General features: G+C 42.9%; 12 protein-coding genes and 6 tRNA genes. 10 read left to right on the top strand and 8 right to left on the bottom strand.

The window, feature by feature from the left end:
• The first annotated feature begins 203 nt into the window (after window positions 1–203).
• The gene (mutY, locus tag ACVBIK_RS00715; protein ID WP_447168845.1) at window positions 204–1,268 is read left to right on the top strand and encodes an A/G-specific adenine glycosylase; all 1,065 of its coding nucleotides are present in this window, start codon (window positions 204–206) and stop codon (window positions 1,266–1,268) included.
• Between the two features lie 2 nt (window positions 1,269–1,270).
• Window positions 1,271–1,549 (top strand): oxidative damage protection protein, encoded by a 279-nt coding sequence (locus ACVBIK_RS00710; protein WP_012276265.1) that lies wholly within the window; start codon window positions 1,271–1,273, stop codon window positions 1,547–1,549.
• Window positions 1,550–1,685: 136 nt separating this feature from the next.
• Here the strand turns inward: ACVBIK_RS00710 and ACVBIK_RS00705 are convergent, their stop codons facing one another.
• Both ACVBIK_RS00705 and ACVBIK_RS00700 read right to left on the bottom strand, forming a co-directional pair.
• Window positions 1,686–2,273, bottom strand: a complete 588-nt coding sequence (locus ACVBIK_RS00705; RefSeq protein WP_447168844.1) for a YceI family protein — start codon at window positions 2,271–2,273, stop codon at window positions 1,686–1,688.
• 92 nt (window positions 2,274–2,365) lie between these two features.
• Window positions 2,366–2,914, bottom strand: coding sequence for a cytochrome b (locus ACVBIK_RS00700; protein ID WP_447160479.1), 549 nt, complete (start codon window positions 2,912–2,914; stop codon window positions 2,366–2,368).
• 410 nt (window positions 2,915–3,324) lie between these two features.
• On the opposite strand from ACVBIK_RS00700, the gene ACVBIK_RS00695 reads away from it, so the two are divergent.
• The 6 genes from ACVBIK_RS00695 to ACVBIK_RS00670 all read left to right on the top strand — a co-directional run bounded on the left by ACVBIK_RS00695 (window position 3,325) and on the right by ACVBIK_RS00670 (window position 5,671).
• Window positions 3,325–3,400: transfer RNA gene (locus ACVBIK_RS00695), tRNA-Phe, on the top strand.
• Between the two features lie 53 nt (window positions 3,401–3,453).
• Window positions 3,454–3,529 (top strand) — tRNA-Thr (locus tag ACVBIK_RS00690).
• An 826-nt stretch (window positions 3,530–4,355) separates the two neighbouring features.
• Window positions 4,356–4,431: transfer RNA gene (locus ACVBIK_RS00685), tRNA-Phe, on the top strand.
• 53 nt (window positions 4,432–4,484) lie between these two features.
• Window positions 4,485–4,560, top strand: a tRNA-Thr gene (locus tag ACVBIK_RS00680).
• A 906-nt stretch (window positions 4,561–5,466) separates the two neighbouring features.
• A tRNA-Phe gene (locus tag ACVBIK_RS00675) sits at window positions 5,467–5,542 on the top strand.
• Window positions 5,543–5,595: 53 nt separating this feature from the next.
• A tRNA-Thr gene (locus ACVBIK_RS00670) sits at window positions 5,596–5,671 on the top strand.
• Window positions 5,672–5,949: 278 nt separating this feature from the next.
• On the opposite strand, the gene ACVBIK_RS00665 is transcribed toward ACVBIK_RS00670, so the two are convergent.
• From ACVBIK_RS00665 to ACVBIK_RS00645, 5 genes are all read right to left on the bottom strand, one after another.
• Window positions 5,950–7,263 carry a sugar MFS transporter gene (locus ACVBIK_RS00665; protein WP_447160478.1) on the bottom strand — a complete coding sequence of 438 codons (1,314 nt, stop codon included), beginning with the start codon at window positions 7,261–7,263 and terminating at the stop codon, window positions 5,950–5,952.
• A 310-nt stretch (window positions 7,264–7,573) separates the two neighbouring features.
• Window positions 7,574–8,731: a transmembrane glucosamine N-acetyltransferase NagX gene (nagX, locus tag ACVBIK_RS00660; protein ID WP_447160477.1), complete on the bottom strand. Its 1,158-nt coding sequence runs from the start codon at window positions 8,729–8,731 to the stop codon at window positions 7,574–7,576.
• A gap of 523 nt (window positions 8,732–9,254) precedes the next feature.
• Window positions 9,255–10,388, bottom strand: coding sequence for an N-acetylglucosamine-6-phosphate deacetylase (gene nagA, locus ACVBIK_RS00655; RefSeq protein ID WP_447168843.1), 1,134 nt, complete (start codon window positions 10,386–10,388; stop codon window positions 9,255–9,257).
• 65 nt (window positions 10,389–10,453) lie between these two features.
• On the bottom strand, window positions 10,454–11,350 hold the full coding sequence (gene nagK, locus ACVBIK_RS00650; protein WP_447160475.1) for an N-acetylglucosamine kinase: 897 nt from the start codon (window positions 11,348–11,350) through the stop codon (window positions 10,454–10,456).
• Window positions 11,351–11,587: 237 nt separating this feature from the next.
• Window positions 11,588–14,257, bottom strand: coding sequence for a family 20 glycosylhydrolase (locus ACVBIK_RS00645; protein WP_447168842.1), 2,670 nt, complete (start codon window positions 14,255–14,257; stop codon window positions 11,588–11,590).
• Window positions 14,258–15,143: 886 nt separating this feature from the next.
• On the opposite strand from ACVBIK_RS00645, the gene ACVBIK_RS00640 reads away from it, so the two are divergent.
• Together ACVBIK_RS00640 and ACVBIK_RS00635 are read left to right on the top strand one after the other, a co-directional pair.
• Entirely contained in the window at window positions 15,144–15,872 is a 729-nt protein-coding gene (locus tag ACVBIK_RS00640; protein WP_447168841.1) for a SapC family protein, read from the top strand.
• Window positions 15,873–15,931: 59 nt separating this feature from the next.
• Entirely contained in the window at window positions 15,932–17,491 is a 1,560-nt protein-coding gene (locus ACVBIK_RS00635; RefSeq protein ID WP_447168840.1) for a tryptophan halogenase family protein, read from the top strand.
• A gap of 120 nt (window positions 17,492–17,611) precedes the next feature.
• Here the strand turns inward: ACVBIK_RS00635 and ACVBIK_RS00630 are convergent, their stop codons facing one another.
• Window positions 17,612–19,132, bottom strand: coding sequence for a tryptophan halogenase family protein (locus ACVBIK_RS00630; RefSeq protein WP_447168839.1), 1,521 nt, complete (start codon window positions 19,130–19,132; stop codon window positions 17,612–17,614).
• Window positions 19,133–19,236: the final 104 nt, after the last annotated feature.

Below are 19,236 nucleotides of genomic sequence, written 5' to 3'. Positions count from 1 at the left end.
AAAAAAGAAAGGCATTATCCAAAGTTCAACCTTCAGTGCAAGCCTTATTGTGGCGAAATTATACCAATAATCTCAGTTTGTGCGAGCAGTGCCTTTGCTTTACAGCTAAATAAGCCATATTTTGCTTACAACTCCAGCCACTTTGCCATAAAAAGCCCTGTGCTTTGCTTGTTTAAACCCTAGGCTAAAGTTACACTGCGCCGATGAAAACTACCGCGCTTTTTTCAACAAGAATTATCGAATGGTACGACAACTTTGGTCGTAAACAACTTCCTTGGCAACTCAATAAAACCCCATATAAAGTATGGATTTCAGAGATCATGCTCCAGCAAACGCAAGTTGCTACGGTTATCCCCTATTTCGAAAAGTTTATCGCACGATTTCCAGATATTGATAGCCTAGCCTGTGCCGAGCAGGACGAAGTGTTGCATCACTGGACTGGACTTGGTTATTACGCGCGCGCCAGAAACCTACATAAAGCCGCACAAATAATGCAGTCTGATTTTAATGGCGAGTTTCCAACTCACTTTGATGATGTTTTGGCATTACCTGGTATTGGTCGTTCAACGGCAGGTGCAGTGCTTTCGCTATCTTTAGGACTCAACTTTGCTATTCTCGACGGTAATGTGAAGCGTGTTTTAGCTCGCCATGGTGCAATCGAAGGCTGGCCAGGTAAAAAACCTGTCGAGCATCAACTTTGGCAATTAACCGAAATGTTAACCCCAGCTAAAGATATTCAAAAATATAATCAGGCCATGATGGATATTGGTGCAACTGTCTGTACGCGATCCAAGCCTAACTGCGCCCAATGCCCTGTAGCCATGGACTGTAAAGCCCAGTTAAGTGGCCGGCAGACCGAATATCCAGGTAAAAAACCAAATAAATCCATTCCAGAAAAGTTTGCTTGGCTATTAGTCATAGAAGATGAGCATCAAGTGCATCTTGAGAAACGACCACCCGTGGGTATTTGGGGCGGTCTCTGGTGCTTTCCTCAATTTGCAGAGCGCGCCGAACTCGACGCTTATATTAAAGACAAGCAACTAAAAATGACCTCGCAACAAGAGTTAGTCGGTTTTAGACACACTTTTAGCCACTTTCACCTCGATATCCAGCCGGTGTTGGTCCGAGTAAGTGGTATTAGCAATAACCAGATCATGGAACAAAGTTCCGCGCTCTGGTATAACTTATCTCATCCACCTAAAGTTGGTTTAGCCGCCGCTACTGAGCGAATTCTGGCTGACTTAGGTTCTGTATTAATTAAGGAGTAATCATGGCTCGCACAGTAAACTGCGTGTACTTAAACAAAGAAGCAGAAGGCCTAGGTTTTCAGCTTTACCCAGGTGACTTGGGCAAGCGTATTTTCGACAATGTCAGTAAAGAAGCTTGGGCACTTTGGCAGTCAAAACAAACCATGCTGATCAACGAAAAGAAACTGAACATGATGAATGTTGATGACCGTAAGTTCTTAGAAGAGCAGATGGTAAACTTTTTGTTTGAAGGTAAAGATGTCGAAATTGAAGGCTACGTGCCGCAAAAAGACGACGAGTAACTGACTGTTTAGCATTAGTTCGAGCTGGTCGCAGCTTTAGTCTGCGCCACAATGTAATGTCATCAAAAACGCCGCTTAAATTAATTTAAGCGGCGTTTTGTTTTATCTATTTAAAGCACTTTTTGGTGACTTGAAATTACTTACGAATTCCTTCTACCACTAAATCTAAAACCACATTAGCTGATGCTGGCCCTAAATCGACTTTAACGTCATAGTCTTTTAAGGCAAATTCAGTGCTGCCAACAAAACCTGAACGATAGCCGCCCCATGGGTCACTGCCCTCACCTATTATTTTGGCATCTATGGCTAACGGCTTTGTGACACCATTAAAAGTAAAGTCACCATTAATAACAAAATTGCCGTCGCCCTTGTCTACTGCTGATGTTGATACAAAGCTTGCCTGCGGAAATTTGCCGGTATTTAAGAAGTCGCCACTACGTAAATGCTTATCTCGCTCAGCATGATTAGAATCGACGCTGGCTGTCTTAATAGTCACATTGACTGTAGAATCTGCAATATTGTTGATATCGAAGCTAAAATCACCTGCAAATTGATTAAAACGGCCTACCACAAAGCTATAACCTAAATGGCTTACTTTAAATTCGATAGAGGCATGCGCGCCCTCTGTATCTATCACATAGTCTGCGGCTTGCGCGGTACTTACCATACTCGTAGAAGTGGTTACTGATGCTGTTAATGCTAGAGCTAAAAATTGGCTGTTCATATTCTATCCTTGTTTATCGTGCGCTCGATTAAATGAGCTAAATCGTTTGAGCGGGTTAATCTTTGCTGTCATAGCGGCGTAACTTTAAGGCCCTATGGCAATGGCTTAATCATTCTGCTTAGGGTTTTGTCTTTATCAATATAGTGATGTTTGAATGCGCCTATAGCATGAATAACCACCAGAGCAATTAGCCCATAAGCTAAATATTGATGAATAGCCCCAGCGATATCGGCTTGTTTGCTTATCAACTCACCAAAACTTGGCACCTCTAACCAATCAAATATCCAAATACCTCTGCCATCCGCCGTCGAAATGAGATAACCACTGAGCATAATCAGCAGCATTAATAGATAAAGTGCATTGTGCGCTAAGTGAGCTGCACGTTTTTCCCAAGGCTTATGGGTCGTCAACTCGGCCGGTTTAACCGAAAAATAACGCCAAACGAGTCTAATTAAAGTCAGTAGCAGCAATAACAACCCAATACTCTTATGCAGGTGGGGGGCAGTTTGGTACCAACTGCTGTAATAGGTTAAATCGACCATCCAAAAGCCGACGGCAAACAGTCCAATCACAGCAATGGCTGATAACCAATGGATCAAAATGGCCACCAAGCCGTAAGAGTTATCTGTATTGCGAAACATAATTTTCCCAGCACCTAGTTAATGAACCCATCATACAAACTATTTTTAAACATAAAACCAGCAAATTTAGGCGGTTAAATTCTATTTTTTAGAAAGGTTTTGCTCGATAGCTAAGCAAACTGCTCATGGTTGAATAGAGCAGCTCAAACATCGCGGTATTACTATTGCTGTTTTCGTTAACGCTTTATTAATAGCGCAACGGTTAATCAATTGATGAGCGCATCGGCTCAGTTGATTGTTCTGATTTATCAAGCTGCACACAAACTAGCCGAACAATCATTAATGAGTAAAAAAGCCCTTGCAGGATTTTATATCCCGCTATAAGATACGCGCACTCCAAACGGGACAGGCCTTAACGCCATCTAGTTTGCAGTAGCAAATCTAACGTTTACATTTATGTATCGCTAGTTGCCCGAATAGCTCAGTCGGTAGAGCAGAGGATTGAAAATCCTCGTGTCCCTGGTTCGATTCCGGGTTCGGGCACCAACATTTTTTAATGAGTGACTTAACAATCGTTAATTGACTGGTTAAACAAATAAGCCGGCATAGCTCAGTTGGTAGAGCAACTGACTTGTAATCAGTAGGTCCCGAGTTCGACTCTTGGTGCCGGCACCATAAAAACAAAAAAGCCACTCAATAGAGTGGCTTTTTTGTATCTAAAATCAGCAAGCATATTCCCAAAGCTATACCCAATCTATACCTAAGCTACATCACTCAATAAATTATCTTTCGATCACACCAGAGATTGCTCACCTGACTGAATAATTTATGTCAGGTAGCCACTGTAACTCATGCATACTTAACTATCACAATTAATATGATGAAACCTGATTTAGCCAAACCCAATGTGACGCAGCCCGATTCAATCGACTTCGAATGACTGCAACCTACCCTTTTTAGCTATAGCTTACTTTTGCTAACGCCTTTTGCTAAATTCTGCTTAGCTTACTAATGAACTTACGACTGAAACTGACGGCTTTGCTTACTGTTTAAATCGCAAGCATCATGATTCGGTTATTTTTCATAGCACCTAGCGTTCATAGTATCTAGCGTTCATAGCACCTAACTTTCATAGTATCTAACTTTCATAGTATCTAACTTTCATAGTATCTAACTTTCATAGTATCTAGTTTTCATAGCACCTAGCGTTCATAGTATCTTGCTTTGCCAGCAAACATATTTACCTGACTTACCCCTTTGCTGTGAAAGCTTACAGCTCATAGTGGCGAAGCAAATGGCGCCACTGCGCAAATAAAGCTCAAGCAGCCTTAAAAACAAGCGCAAACCTCGGGGAGAGCTTATTTGTTGCGCAGTTGCACACTTAGGTACTTGCACCTTCAAAAACATCGCTATATTATACGCGCACTCCAAACGGGACTGGCTTTAACGCCATCAAGTTTGCAGTAGCAAATCTAACGCTTACATTTAGTAGCGATTAGTTGCCCGAATAGCTCAGTCGGTAGAGCAGAGGATTGAAAATCCTCGTGTCCCTGGTTCGATTCCGGGTTCGGGCACCAACATTTTTTAATGAGTGACTTAACAATCGTTAATTGACTGGTTAAACAAATAAGCCGGCATAGCTCAGTTGGTAGAGCAACTGACTTGTAATCAGTAGGTCCCGAGTTCGACTCTTGGTGCCGGCACCATAAAAACAAAAAAGCCACTCCTTCGAGTGGCTTTTTTGTGTCTGTAATTTAACAATGTATTCTTAGTCGACATGCGGTTAACGTTTAAAACACTACTGGTGCTGCTCCCCCTTTAACAGGTAATCAAAGTCAGTATAAAGATTTGCTTCCTCAGCCAGAGCTTAGCGCTGCAGAGGCAAGGCCATTCATGGCTCTTCGGTAACTGCGCCTGCGTTACTCAGCCTCCTATATCCATATAGCCTTGTATTCATATAGCCTTGTATTCATATAGCCTTGTTTTCATATAGTCGCGTATTCATACAAGCTTGCATTTATGATATTTCCAGCAGCAAACCTTAACGGATAGAGGAAATGCCTTATGTATGTCGGGAACATACAAGACCATGTGGTTTGCAACGAGTGAAGAGCATAGTCATTTTACGTTTAAGCTCGTTACACAGTATCAGAGCCGCTAAAACTGGCCTGTAAGGAGCGTTTTTGCGGCCTCCTTCTGCATTGAATAGGCTCAGAAGGAAACAACTATTATGTCATCCATTCGCCTTGAAAGAGTTTGCCAAGAAACACTCTGAGTAGATCAACTTCTTATACTGATTGGTATAATGAGCCTTCAGTCAGTGGTTATTTTCAAAAGCCACCTGTTAGCAATAGCTAACCCACGCAATAAAATCGTCATCATTAACTGTCTTAATCTGTGTCTAAGCGCACTATCTTGAGCAGTACTTGAGCAATGACAGTGGTAAATAACTTACTTTAGACAGCTTTAGATTGCGATTCGTCGCCACAAAACAAAAAAGCACTTGCACCTTATAAAACATCACTATATTATACGCGCACTCCAAACGAGACAGGCTTTAAATGGTTTGTTTGAAGTAGCAAATCTAACGCCTACATTAGTAGCGATTAGTTGCCCGAATAGCTCAGTCGGTAGAGCAGAGGATTGAAAATCCTCGTGTCCCTGGTTCGATTCCGGGTTCGGGCACCAACATTTTTTAATGAGTGACTTAACAATCGTTAATTGACTGGTTAAACAAATAAGCCGGCATAGCTCAGTTGGTAGAGCAACTGACTTGTAATCAGTAGGTCCCGAGTTCGACTCTTGGTGCCGGCACCATAAAAACAAAAAAGCCACTCAATAGAGTGGCTTTTTTGTATCTGTAATTGCTCATCATTTAAAGTTCTTAATACTAAAGAAAAATCTAACGAGATAGACGCCTAACCTCCCATGCGTCTCCTATAGCACTCTAGCACTTTGTATAAGCGTTATGTTGTTCCTGAACGCTTTTCCCACCTTTGCCATGCTTTGCCCTTAAAAAAACAAAAAGGAGCCCTTAGGCTCCTTTATGGATCAAACCTCAACATTAAAGAGGCATGACAGAGTGACTAAGCTGATTACCAGCTGCGCATCTTATGGCCTTTTAAGGCGTAGAATAAGATAAACAGATAACAAGGTAAGCCAACCCAATACGCAACCTGTGTATTGCCTGCAAAGTAGGCCACTTTACCAAATACCAAAGGTAAGATTGCACCACCTGAGATCCCCATGATTAATAGAGCTGAACCTTGAGCCGTGTACTTACCTAAACCTTCTAGTGCTAACGGCCAGATTGATGGCCATACAAGTGCATGAGCTAAACCCATCATAGCGACAAATGTCACCGTATCAGGGATCACCGGAATACCGCTCCAGCCCCAAAGAATATCAGCAATCATTGTGCTTTCACGAGAACCTAACGCAGCACCAATAATACAGGCAATCCCCGCTAGAGCTGAGCCAAGTAGTGCCTTTTCTTGACTAATAAACTTAGGAATACAAGTCACACCAATAATGTAGCCAAACACCATAAACACCATGGTGTAAGACGTCAGTGAAGCAAAGTTATTTACCCCTAAACTCTCACCGTACAAACCAATTGTGTCACCAGCAATAACCTCGACACCAACATAAGCAAACAAAGCAACTGCGCCTAGTACCACTTGTGGAAAGTGAGTAATACCACCCTTTTCTTGATGATCATCAGCCACTTCAAACTCTAGCTCTGGCAGCGATGAAAACTTAACTAAACCAATTAAGAACGTCAGTGCTATAGCCATATAAATATAAGGCATCACCAGTCTTGATGATAGCTCATTGATCTGCGCTAAACGGTCGGCCTCGCTCAATGCCGCTAAGTGATCGGCAGTAAAATTTTCAAAACCTGATAATACCAATGCAGTAAATAAGATAGGTACGATGACACCAGCACCTTTGTTAATCAAACCCATAATACTAATACGCATTGCGGCGCTTTCTTTAGGGCCAATATGCACAACATAAGGGTTAGATGCGGTTTGCAAAATGGTCAATCCCGTACCCAATACAAATAACGCTCCTAGGAATAGGATAAAGTTGGCACTCTGGGCAGCGGGAATAAAGAGTAATGAGCCAACAACCATAATAGCTAGGCCTATCGCCATACCATTTTTATAACCCGTCTTCTTAAGTATCGATGACATTGGTAGCGCCATCACCGTATAAGCTATATAGAACGCAAACGTAACAAATAACGCTTGGAATTCATTAAGCTCACAAATGATTTTTAGGAAGGGGATCAGTGAGCCATTAAGCCAAGTCACAAATCCGAAGATGAAAAAGAGCACACCTATAATGGTCATAGGCAGTAAGCTGCTCTTGGGGCTAACTTGAGCCTGAGTCGTTGCTGTCATGTATTAAACCTGCTTCTTATAGTAATTGATTTTATGATACCAGATTAAACTGCTACCCCATCCTTCATTGATACCACTTAGCTTTTGCAGACTGTCATCTGCTTATATTCTGTGCTTAGCTTTTTAACGTAGTGCTAATTCAAAGCCCAATGTTTCATCGATGTTAAAGCATTATTGCAAAAAAGACAACGCTGTCATTTTTACTTAAACAACCTATTTAACTTAGTTAAAGTTGCCTCCCCGCTTACTCCCAGGCAGTATAAAGCCCAAGCTTTAGATTTAACTTAAGAGTAAGTTTAAGGCTAACAACTTAAACCTTGATGAAAATCTCGCGCTTATACATCCAGTAAAGTACCAACCACTGCACCAATAATAAGCCTATAACGCTTGCTAATGCCTGCGCATTCTCAGGCAAACTTAAAATCACGCCACCAAATAAGCTGCTTGCGGTGTAGTTCCAATTTACGATACTCGAAGCAATATAAATCACAATTGAGTTGCAGCCAATGACCGTAAATAAAAAGGCCCATTTCTGCACTTTAATGACATCAATGATGGCGTAAAACAGTGCCAAGAGCAGTATGCTCCAACCCGATGTCACTAAGGTAAAACTGCTGGTCCATAGGGTTTTGTTCACAGGAATGAGAGGAGATAACAACCAGCCTCCCCCAACGAACGCGATACCCGATGCCATTAATATAGCCACTTTATACCAGTCACCTTGAGCATGGGGCTTGACGATAAAGTGCCCCACAAACACTCCTATTAAGCCATTAACTACAGCAGGGATCGTCGAGAGTATACCTTCTGGATCAACCGCCGCATTTTGATAAGTCACTCCAGGTAAAAACAAACTATCAACTGCCGCATTAATTGAGCCCGTCACAGTAAATGGACCTGTGTCATCAAGGGATATAACGGGAAAGGCTTGTAGTAAAGCATAACCAATTAGCACTGTAATCGCGGTGATAATTTGTGTCCGCAAGCTAGTGTGCCAAACCAGTAAAGCACAAAAAAACCAAGCAAACGCGATTCTGCCTAACACACTGGCATAGCGAACGTCGCCAGCAGAAAATGGTGCCCCTGTACCCCAGCCATGGTTATAAATCACGCCAAAAAACAGTAATAACAGCAGTCGTTTTACCGCATGTTTATATAAAGGAAAACGTTGAGGTATTGGCAACTTATCAAGGCGTTTTGGTGACAAGCCTAATGCGACACCTGACAGGAAAATAAATAACGGGAAAATTAAGTCGTAGAAGGTAAAGCCGTTCCAAGCACTATGATGCATTTGCGCGTCAAACCACTTAAAGCCAGCCCAACCGGTCATCACCAACAAAGCAGCAAAAATAGCTTCGCCACCTAAGATCCAGAACATATCAAAGCCACGTAATGCATCTAAAGACTTGAGCCTAAGCTTTACTCTGGGCTTTTCATTTGATTGGGGGTTATTTGTTATTATTGTCATGGTAACGACCCTTTCTACGACTTTTTATAATGGGTATAAATCAAAGCCTTTGTTTTTCAAGTTAGTATTCACTACTGAGGCTTTGATTGACAGCTTCGTTGTTAACTGTAAATTCTTAGATACTGAGTACTTGAGTGCTGAGTACTTGAGTGCTTAAGTGCTGAGCTCCTAAATACAGAGCTCTAAAATGCTTAGTGATTGAGCCCTTGGATACATAATCCTTGAGTACATAATCCTTGAGTACTTAATCCTTGAGTACTTAATCCTTGAGTACTTAATCCTTGAGTACTTAATCCGTGAGTACTTAATCCTTGGGTACTGAGGTCTTGAATGCAAGGCTCTTTGCTACAGAGCCCTTAGTAGCAAAGCCCTTAGCAACAAAGTCTTTAATAGAAAAAACCTTAATAAAAGAGCACTTAACAGACGAATGTCTAACACTTAGGCTCTACATAAGCTCGATAACATAGCTCATCTAGACAGCAGCACCTAGACCTGAGAATCCAGATAAGAGTATCTAGACAGCCTAACGCTTAAAAACTCGCTCACCAGCAATGAAGGTTTGCACGGCACCATAGTTATTATCAACCAGCACCATATCGGCTCGGCCGCCAAGCTTAAGTGTTCCCATCTTGTCACTAATACCTAAAAATTCAGCTGGGTATAGCGATGCCATTCGCAGTGCTTCTGCAGGCTCAACACCCAACATATTGATAGTATTAGCCACTGCACCAGCCATATCGAGCACGCAGCCCGCAAGCTCACCCGTTACAGCGTTGAGCCTGTCGCCAACACGCAGCACCTGAGTACCAAAGAGCTCAAAGCTGACCTCCTCCTCCAAGCCGACTGGCGGCATTGCATCAGTCACTAACATCACCTTACCTTTAGGCTTGGCATTGATTGCGACTCTTGCCGAAGCTGGGTGAACATGGTGACCATCAACAATCAAGCCACACCAGGCATCCTGGCTCTCAAGCGCAGCACCAACCATGCCAGGATTTCTTGAATCTAGTGCAGACATGGCATTAAATAGATGAGTAAAACCTGAAGCGCCAGCTTTTAGTGCTCTTTTCACCGTCTCGTAATCTGCATTAGAGTGGCCTAGACACACTCTTACATCAGCTTTAACTAAGGCCTCTATGACTTCAGGACTCACATTTTCAGGTGCGAGAGTAACGACTTTGATGCCTAAATCTTGACGACTAAAAACCTCAAGTTCCGCATCTGAAATGCGTCTAATATGAGGCTGTGGGTGCACACCTTTTTTAGGCACACTTAAATGGGGCCCTTCAAAGTGAACACCTACAACTCCTGCACTGTTTATCGTTATCGCCTCTGCAACGGCATCAGCAGCTTGACGCATAACACTGACATCATCGGTAATTAACGTCGGTAGAAAAGCCGTAGTGCCAAATTTAGCATGAGCTTGGCCAATGGCTTCAATGCCTCGTAAGCTCGGAGAGGCATTAAATAACACCCCACCACCGCCATTAACTTGTACGTCAATAAAGCCTGGTGCAATAAGGCCGCTTACGCGTGACTCGCTGGCCCCCTGCACCGTATCAAACGCCAATATATGGCCGTCTTCAAACGTGATAGGCAAGTCAGTATGGAATCGAGTTCCGTCAAACACGCGATCTGCAATTATCGTCTGCTTCATTTTATTCTCGCTTACTCAAATATGGCGCCATTGAATTGTTTTCTATCTGCTATACATGCCCGCGCTTAAGCCTTCGCATCTTGCTGCTGAGCATAAAAGGCTGCGCCCCACTCTGGCGGCTGCAGTGTGGGTGAAAGTCTACCTAATACATCTTCGTCTAACCAAGCTGCTAATGGTTCAGCTAATCCACCAATCATAGAAAATCGAGGCGGATTTAACTCAAATAACTTTCTAGCTAGTTCGCTTATATAGCCTGCGCCTTCACGCACTATGTCCAGAGCGACGCCATCATTTTGCGCCGCACATTCAAACACGATTCTAGCAAGCTTGGCGTAGGTACTTGATGACTGCCCAGCGAGGTTTTCAACAATGCCTAATGCACTATTAACCTCAAAGTATTCATAGAGTCGCTGACTTAATAAGGTTTTCTCACCAAAGCCATCTAAATCTAATAACGCGCTTTCACTCGCCTTAAGCCCCAGCCAAGCGCCACTTCCCTTATCACCTAAGGCAAAGCCGTGGCCGCCTAAAAACAGCTCTTTATCTGCTACGCGAGCGTAACCACAAGAGCCTGTACCTGTGATAATAACCGCGCCATCTAGGCCTTGATGTGCACCAATACAGGCTGTGTGTAAGTCGGTAGTCAAATACATACTGGCAAACGGATGCTGCCAAGTGGCGATATCTTGATACAGCCTAGGCACATTCACTCCGGCTAATCCAAGGCCTGCGATTAAACGCTTGCTATCGGCGGGAGTCAGACCCGCATCAGCCAATGCCAGTTGGCTAGACTCTTCAATGGATTGAAATGTTTGAGCTAAACCATGAAGGGGATTGGCGCGCCCTGCGACACCCGTACCGAGAACTCGATAGTCACGAGTGTAAATTGTTGCACGGCACTTACTACCACCACCGTCGATTCCTATGTATAGGGACTCTTCTTTCGTCTGGCTCATGCCCATGACAGACCTCTTTATTGTTCTCATTCTTTTAGTGCAGAATGGATCTAGGTTTTATATACGCGAATTGCGAATAAAGCCCACCAAGTTAACCTCATGTTACAACAACAATGACAGCGTTGTCATTTGTTTTTTAAACTTGCTCACAAAAACCAAAAAAACGCAGCAACGCCTTAGCACTGCTACGTTCAAGCTTAGTTAATACTTACATTTACAACCAACACACCTGTTAAGTAATTGTTACCTAACAATTAGAGCGCGCCCTTTACGCTTACCGTCAGCTGCAATAACACGCACCTCAACTGGCGCGGTAACTGCTACACCATCTGAATATGCCTGCCATTGTCCTGTTGCATCACGATATTCAATACTAAGACCTGGAAAAATCACATTGGCAAACAATTTTCCATCTTTGATGACAGCACCAGCTGTAGGAACTCGATAGGCGATATCTGCTTTATCTAGCTTAAGAAGTTCTTTAGCACCTAAGGTGTTTGCCACACGGTGCCAATCATCAGCCTGAGCTTGACGCATCTCTTTAGTAAAGAAGCCACTTTGTTGATTATAAACCGCGCCTTGGTATTGATAAGGTACTTCCCACTGTGGCTTATGCCATGCACGCTCAGCGAGCATCATTACTCGAGGAAACATCATGTATTCAGCAACATCATCACTGCGCACGGTTTCGCTCCATAGCTGACCTTGAATACCCGTAAATTGCATTGAGGCTTTTAATGGTCCGCTAATGATGTTACCCGCCTCATCTTTTTTAAGCGTATCATCGGCTTCAAAAGGCAAGTTTTCGATGTCAGTCCATTGCTCTGCATTGGCTGGCAAGTTACCCGGCATAAAGCTATGTATTTTCTGTGAGTTGGTATTACGACTCGCCCAGTAATAGCCGTGCTCTTTAGGGTCGGCCTCATACGGGAAGTCAAAATATAAGACTTCAGGCTGACCTAACACAGCCTGCCAACCAAGATTAGCCTGGGTGTGAGCGCGTTGATGACCGCCATGAGCGACTACGTCCCAAATATTTGATTGGACTTGTTTGGGCATGTTTTCAGGGCGTGTATGGCTCATACCATCACTCCAGCCGGCAGCCTCTATACCTTTGTCAGCAAGTAACTTAGCCGTTCTTTCGATAAAGTAAGCACCGAGCTCTTCCATGCTAGTTACGCCTTTATCATTGTTAGCAATAAAGGCCTTACATGCTGGAGACGCTAACCAAGCACCTGCCGTTTCATCGGCACCTATGTGATAAAGGTTAAGCGGCACACCCGCTTGTTTGTGCATAGCAGCGATTTCATCAATGACTTTATTAATAAAGGTAAAGGTCGATTCCATACACACATTCAAGGTGTTGTCGTTGTAGTACTGTATTGATGAATAAACCGTTTTATCTTCGCTGTCGGACAATAGATATTGTTTTGCAGCTTCGGCTTTATCTGCAGCCATCAAAGTGCGATACCTTGCTTCCATTGACTTAATCGCTGCGCGTGAGTGACCCGGCATATCCATCGATGGGATCACTTGGATTTGTCTTGCGTTAGCGTATTTTAGAATTTCAATGTAATCGGCTTTGCTATAGTAGCCATTCACTTTAGCATCGCTAAAGGGGCCGCTGCCCAGCTGAGGCAATAAACAGCTATCTTCATTGAGATCATGACAACGCTTACTGCCAACCTCTGTTAGCTCAGGAAGATCTGCAATCTCTAAACGCCAACCTTCATCATCGGCCATGTGCAGGTGCAGCTTGTTAAGCTTGTATGCTGCCATTTGATCTAGCAGGTCTAAAATCAACTGTTTGCTATGGAAGTTACGCGAGACATCGATATGCATGCCGCGAAAATCGTAACGTGGTGAGTCTTCCACCAGCATTGGGTTAACCTCTAACGTATTGGCATCGACAAGAGATGCCAATGAGGCAAGACCATATGAGAAGCCCGCGTCATCGGCGGCAGAAATACTGATCATCTCAGGAGAAATATCCAAACGATATTGTCCTGTAGTCGCTGCTGAGGTTAATGGCAATAGCACGGTCTTGAGCCCTTTATCACTTTGACTCACACCAATTCGCGCTAATCTTTGTAGCGCAGCATCAACCGCAGCTAAGCTGACGTCATTGAGCTCGACATTTAACCCAGATTGCAGCGAAACAGGCTGACTCGCGGCTTTAATTTCAACCTTAACGGGTGTTGGTAAAATACTGTTTTCAGCCAAGGCCACGTTATTAGGCATAGCTAAGTTATTGCGATACAACACTCCTGTTGTAGCCCATTCTAGCTTGTCGATTTCACGGCGTTTATATTGGGTTTCGCTATTACTAAAGGCACTGACATAGGGACGCACCTCCATGCCTGTTTCAGGATCAACCGTGACTTGTGTACTACGAATAATGACGGGTTCAAGGCCTTCAGCAACGATATAGTAATTTGGCATGGCATCAATTTCAGAAAGTTGCCACAGCTCGCCTCTAAACTGGATGGTTTTAGTTTCGCCGAGTGTAAGCCCTTTAAAGCCTGCAGCGGGTGTTATCTTGTGTAGATCGCCTTGCACTCGCGTAATATCAAACTCATCGCCAACGATGCTTTGAATCGGACGCATCTGAGAGAAATAGATAGACCAGTCTTTATTGCTGATATCCATTTGGGAAGTGAGCGCAATTTCGGCTAAGAAGCATCGTCCATCACTAACGTTTTTATCACAGTTATCATCGGGAACATTGGTTACAACGGTATATTGAACATCGAGGGTATCGGCAATGTTATTAAGAATTGATTGCGTCAAAACACCTTGATTGAAAGTTTGCGGGCTGGATGCCTTTGAACTTGCTGGGGCTTCATTTGGGTTAGAGCAAGCACTTGCCGCTAGTGCCAATGCTATTGCGGCGACTACCACGTTAATTTTCATTACTTTCCTCGTTATCAATATTCTTATATCAAAGGTGAAATAATTTAATTTATTTTGATTTATTTGGATTTATTTGGATTTAGTCTCGCCACTTCCTCCCCTTTAGAAGTAAGCGAACCCCTATACCAACCTACGCGTCTCTTCCATTGTGCCAGATAAAAAAATGGCCGAGTACTCATAAAGCACTCGGCCCATACTAGTTTCTGGGGAGAGACTATATAGGAGTAACAAACATCATGTTTGCCAAAACATGAAGTAGGAGACCTCATCCTCTTCATGTAGACCTTACAAACAACCTGTCACACAAGCAGATGACAACGCTGTCATTTAAATATACACAAAAGTGTACAAAACAACTACATTTATTTGACACTTGAGCCCTGAATCACTGTTAGCAATTAAAAATATCTAATAAAGCTTCTTTTAAACATGTAGTTAAGAAATCCCCCCGGTTAAAGCGATCTCCCCCCTGAGGATTAAAAAGCACTCAATGCGAGTAACGTTAACCCCATTTCATTCCTCTATTGCCAGTATCACTCGAAGACAACAAATTGCTTAGCTGTTTAAGGTCAATTATTGACAGCGCTGTCACTTATTAGTATACCTATCGTTAACAAGTAACACACATGAGTGTTGCCCTACTTTAGGCTAAATAATATTTAACGACGCAATATTTACAAAGCTGTATTTATTGAAGCTGTATTTATAGAGCCTGTATTTACAAAGCTGTATTTATCGAGCCTGTATTTACAAAGCTATATTTATTGAAGCTGTATTTATCGAGCCAGTATATACAAAGCTGTATTTATTGAAGCTGTATTTACGAAGCTGTACTCACAGCTATTTATGCCACAGTCTAAATGGCTGTACCAAAGGACTCAGTAGAATGAACAATAATATCGTCCCTCTTAATTCTGACCATCACCTTAACTTGCTCATTAGCGAGTCACAAGATTACAGCCGTTTTGCCGATCAAAACCTGATACCAGTGGTTTTTCATGAGCTTCATCATTTGGCGATAGAGTTTCCGCTAGTATTTGTAAAAAATAGCGAAACAGGCCAATTTATTCCCGTCGCTATGATGGGGATTAAAGATAGCCTCAATCTGTACTGCCAAAATAGTAACTGGCCCGCAGCAGTTAAACCTCGTGGTTTTAATAATGCACCACTGTCTTTAGTCAAACCCAACCAAGACAGTGATAATGTTCTCGTCTGTATTGATACTAGCAGCCCTTTAGTTACCGAGTCTGATGACAGTGCTCAGCGGGTATTTAACGACGACAAAGAGCAAAGTGAATACCTAAAAAAGCGTACTCAAGCATTGCTCGAAATAGCCGCCTTTAATGAACAAACAAACAATATCTGTCAGTTGCTCGCCGCAAAAGGGTTATTTAGCGTAAAGCAGCTAACAATAAAGCTTGCGCAAAGTGAGCAACCTATCAATATTGATGGTGTCTATGTCGTTGATGAACAGACTTTAAACCAGCTGAGTAATGATGAATTTTTATCACTAAAAGATAATGGATTACTACCGCTTATCTACGCCCATCTGCTATCACTGCAGCAGATCCCTCGCCTTATCGAAAAACAAAATCAGTACGACTTAACTCATTAGTTAATGTGAGAGTTCAGCCGTAAAGCATCTTTGTGGTTGCTACGGCTGATAGTTCGCAAATGCCAAAGGTAGACCAAATGATCGCTACGACTCCTCCAAAAAAGATAATTATTATAGGTGGAGGCACCGCCGGTTGGATGAGCGCAAGTCTTTTGCATCATGCTTGGGGCAGTGCTGGCTGTAACATTACCGTTATCGATTCTGCCGAAATTGCAAAGATTGGTGTAGGAGAAGGCTCCACTCCAGCATTAAAACGTTTTTTTGAAACCCTAGAAATAGCAGAATCTGAATGGATGCCCAGATGTAATGCCACTTACAAATGTGGTATTAGCTTCCCTAACTGGCTGTCTAACATTGAACACAATAGCTACTTTCATCCGTTTTATTCTGATATTGATACCAAAACAGGTCAGGCGTTTATCCATAACACTGACCTAAAGCGTCAAGGTTTTGCGGTCGATGCACATCCTGATAATTACTGGTTACAAAGCTTTTTAGCAAAAGAAAACCGCAGTCCAAACACCGATATAGCGCTCAATGGCACTATGGAATATGGCTATCATTTTGATTCTGCATTATTAGGTGAATATCTAAAAGAGCGCGCAATAAAACTAGGGGTAAAGCATGTCTCAGATACAGTCGAACATATTGAAACTGATGAAAAAAATAATATAAAGCAGCTTCTCACTCAGTCCGGTGAAAGACTTACCAGCGAGCTATTTGTTGATTGCACAGGTTTTAGCGCTTTATTAATTGGTAAAACCCTAAAAACATCATTTAAAGACTATTCAGACAGTTTGCTCAACGATAGCGCAATCGCGATCCCATCGAATATCAATAACTGTGAGCCTATGCCACCTTTCACTGAGTCCGCGGCTTTAAGTGCAGGTTGGGCATGGAAGATCCCCTTAAGTAGCCGTTATGGTAATGGTTATGTATATTCCTCAAAGTATATTGATAGCAACACAGCTGAAGCAGAATTGAGGGCACATATTGGCAATGACTGTGAAGGTATGCCTGCCAAGCATTTATCTATGCGACTCGGAAGAGTTGAAAAACATTGGCATAAAAATGTGCTAGCGGTGGGCCTTTCTCAAGGCTTTATCGAGCCTCTTGAGGCCACAGCCTTAATGGCAGTGCAATATACGCTAGAAGAGTTTATTCGCAGCTATGCAAGAGCTGAGTTAAGCCAGCAAAACCTATTTAACAGCAAGATTAATGCGATGTTTGATGCCATTAAAGACTACATTCAGGCACATTATTTTTTAAATACTCGCACCGATAGCCAATATTGGCTTGATGCACGAAACCTGCAAACCTGCTCTGACAAGCTAAAGCAAATCATAGCGGTTTGGGATTCACCTGATGGCGATCTAGAGACAGTGCTACAAGCGACACAAAGCCATACGGCCTACCTGACTCCGAGTTGGTACTGCCTGTTAGCCGGGAAAGAACGTTTTAACCCACAAAACACCAACAAGCTGGCAAGCGATAAAGCGGTTAAACTTGATAATATTATCAAATACTTTAATACCGTCACACAGCACTTTCCGTCACATCAGCAGCAGCTCCAATCCCTTTACGGTAAAGAGTGGAGAGGTTCTAATCCGTACTCTTAGTACGTTATCCCTGGATGTTATCCCTAGATATTATCCCTGAGTACTATTCCTCTGAGTACTATTCCCAGGTGCACGATTCTTAGATGCTCTCCGTAAGCGCTATTTGAGCATCGCTAGACGCTACACCCTTTGTAGACCATAGCGCTTAATTTTTTCAAGTAGCTCTCGGTGTTCTGGCAGAGCGGTAATTAACTGAGCTGAAACCTCATCTAGCCTTTGCTGATAGGCGCTGTTATTCAGTTCGCTTTTATCCTGATTAACCTCAGTGGTATAGTGCATGCCATAAAGCACATAGAGGTAGTTTTCTAAATCGAAAACCTCAAATTTACTAAAGAAGTCTTCTCTATTAGGTACAAAATCTTGCCAAAGGGCCAAGCGACTTTTAAGCGTATCAGACATTGTTGCGGGGCAACGATTATCAATCCAAAACTGAGAGTCGGCTCTATCTGACAAGCAATAATGCAACTTGATAAAATCAACCACTCGCTCCCAGGCATACTCCATTACATGGTTAAAACGCTGTTTCAGAACAGGTAATTGTTCTGTCGAGGTAGGAAAACGACTCGCTAACAAACCTGCTGCAAAGTCAGTTAATAAGATTGATGTGGCCTCAAGGGGCTCTAAGAAACCCTGCGCTAAACCCAATGCTACGCAGTTTTTCTCCCACGAGCGCTCACGGTAGCCGACCGTCATAGGAATAACTCTGTGCTGATGCTCAGAAAGCTTTCCACCTAAATACTTGTCCAGTTTGCTCACCGCAGTCGCATCATCCATGTATTTAGAACAGTAAACAAAGCCCACTCCACGTCGGTTGCTTAATGCAATATCCCAAATCCAACCGGCTTGATGCGCCGTAGAAACGGTGAAGGGAGGAATAATATCGTCACTTGCGGTAGCGACTTGAACCACAACAGCTTTATCGACAAACAACTCCTCAGCCTTACTGATAAACGGCACCTTTAATGAACCGTCAATTAACAATGAAGCGAAGCCTGAACAGTCGATATAAAAGTCAAAATCAAGCGTACCACTGGTATCTGTCACTAAAGACTTGATTTCACCCTCTTCACCTAATACGACCTGTTTTACGTTCGCACGAATATGTTCGACTCCAAAGCGCTCTGTTGCATTTTCTCCTAACAGCTCAGCAAACTTTGCCGCATTAAGGTGATAGGCATACCCCAAACGACCACTGTACTCTGGATCTGTGATCGCTTTAGGGGCTTTATATGCCTCGCAAACTGCGTGTTGAGGCGATATAGTTCCTGCGTAAGCGCGATCTTTTTTAGACAACCATTGAGCCGTTAACGCTTCTCCCATTGCCGCAGGCATATCAAAGAGGTGATGATAAAAGTTTTCCTCACCATGGCTGTTTTTATCAAGCCAATTAACAAACTTTATTGATTGCTTGAAAGTCACATCACAGCGACGAATAAACTCTGCCTCACTGATCCCAAAACTGTTAAGCGATTGACGAATAGCAGGGACAGTGCCCTCACCGACCCCTATAGTAGGAATATCAGGAGACTCGATTAAAGTTACCGATAAGTGCTGATTGCTTAGCGCAGCCTTACCTAAGTGATTCGCAGCCAGCCAACCTGCTGTGCCGCCACCTACGATAGCAATTCTTTTAATATCCATAGACCCTCTCAATATTCTTGAGTCAAAAAGACCAATACCAAACTAGCACACACTAAGTATTTAATATTTGGCATTTAGCATTTAGTTCTTAGCACTCCAATAAA

The organism is Shewanella sp. 125m-1, assembly GCF_052977065.1.
This window is presented reverse-complemented; position numbering and strand designations above follow the sequence as displayed.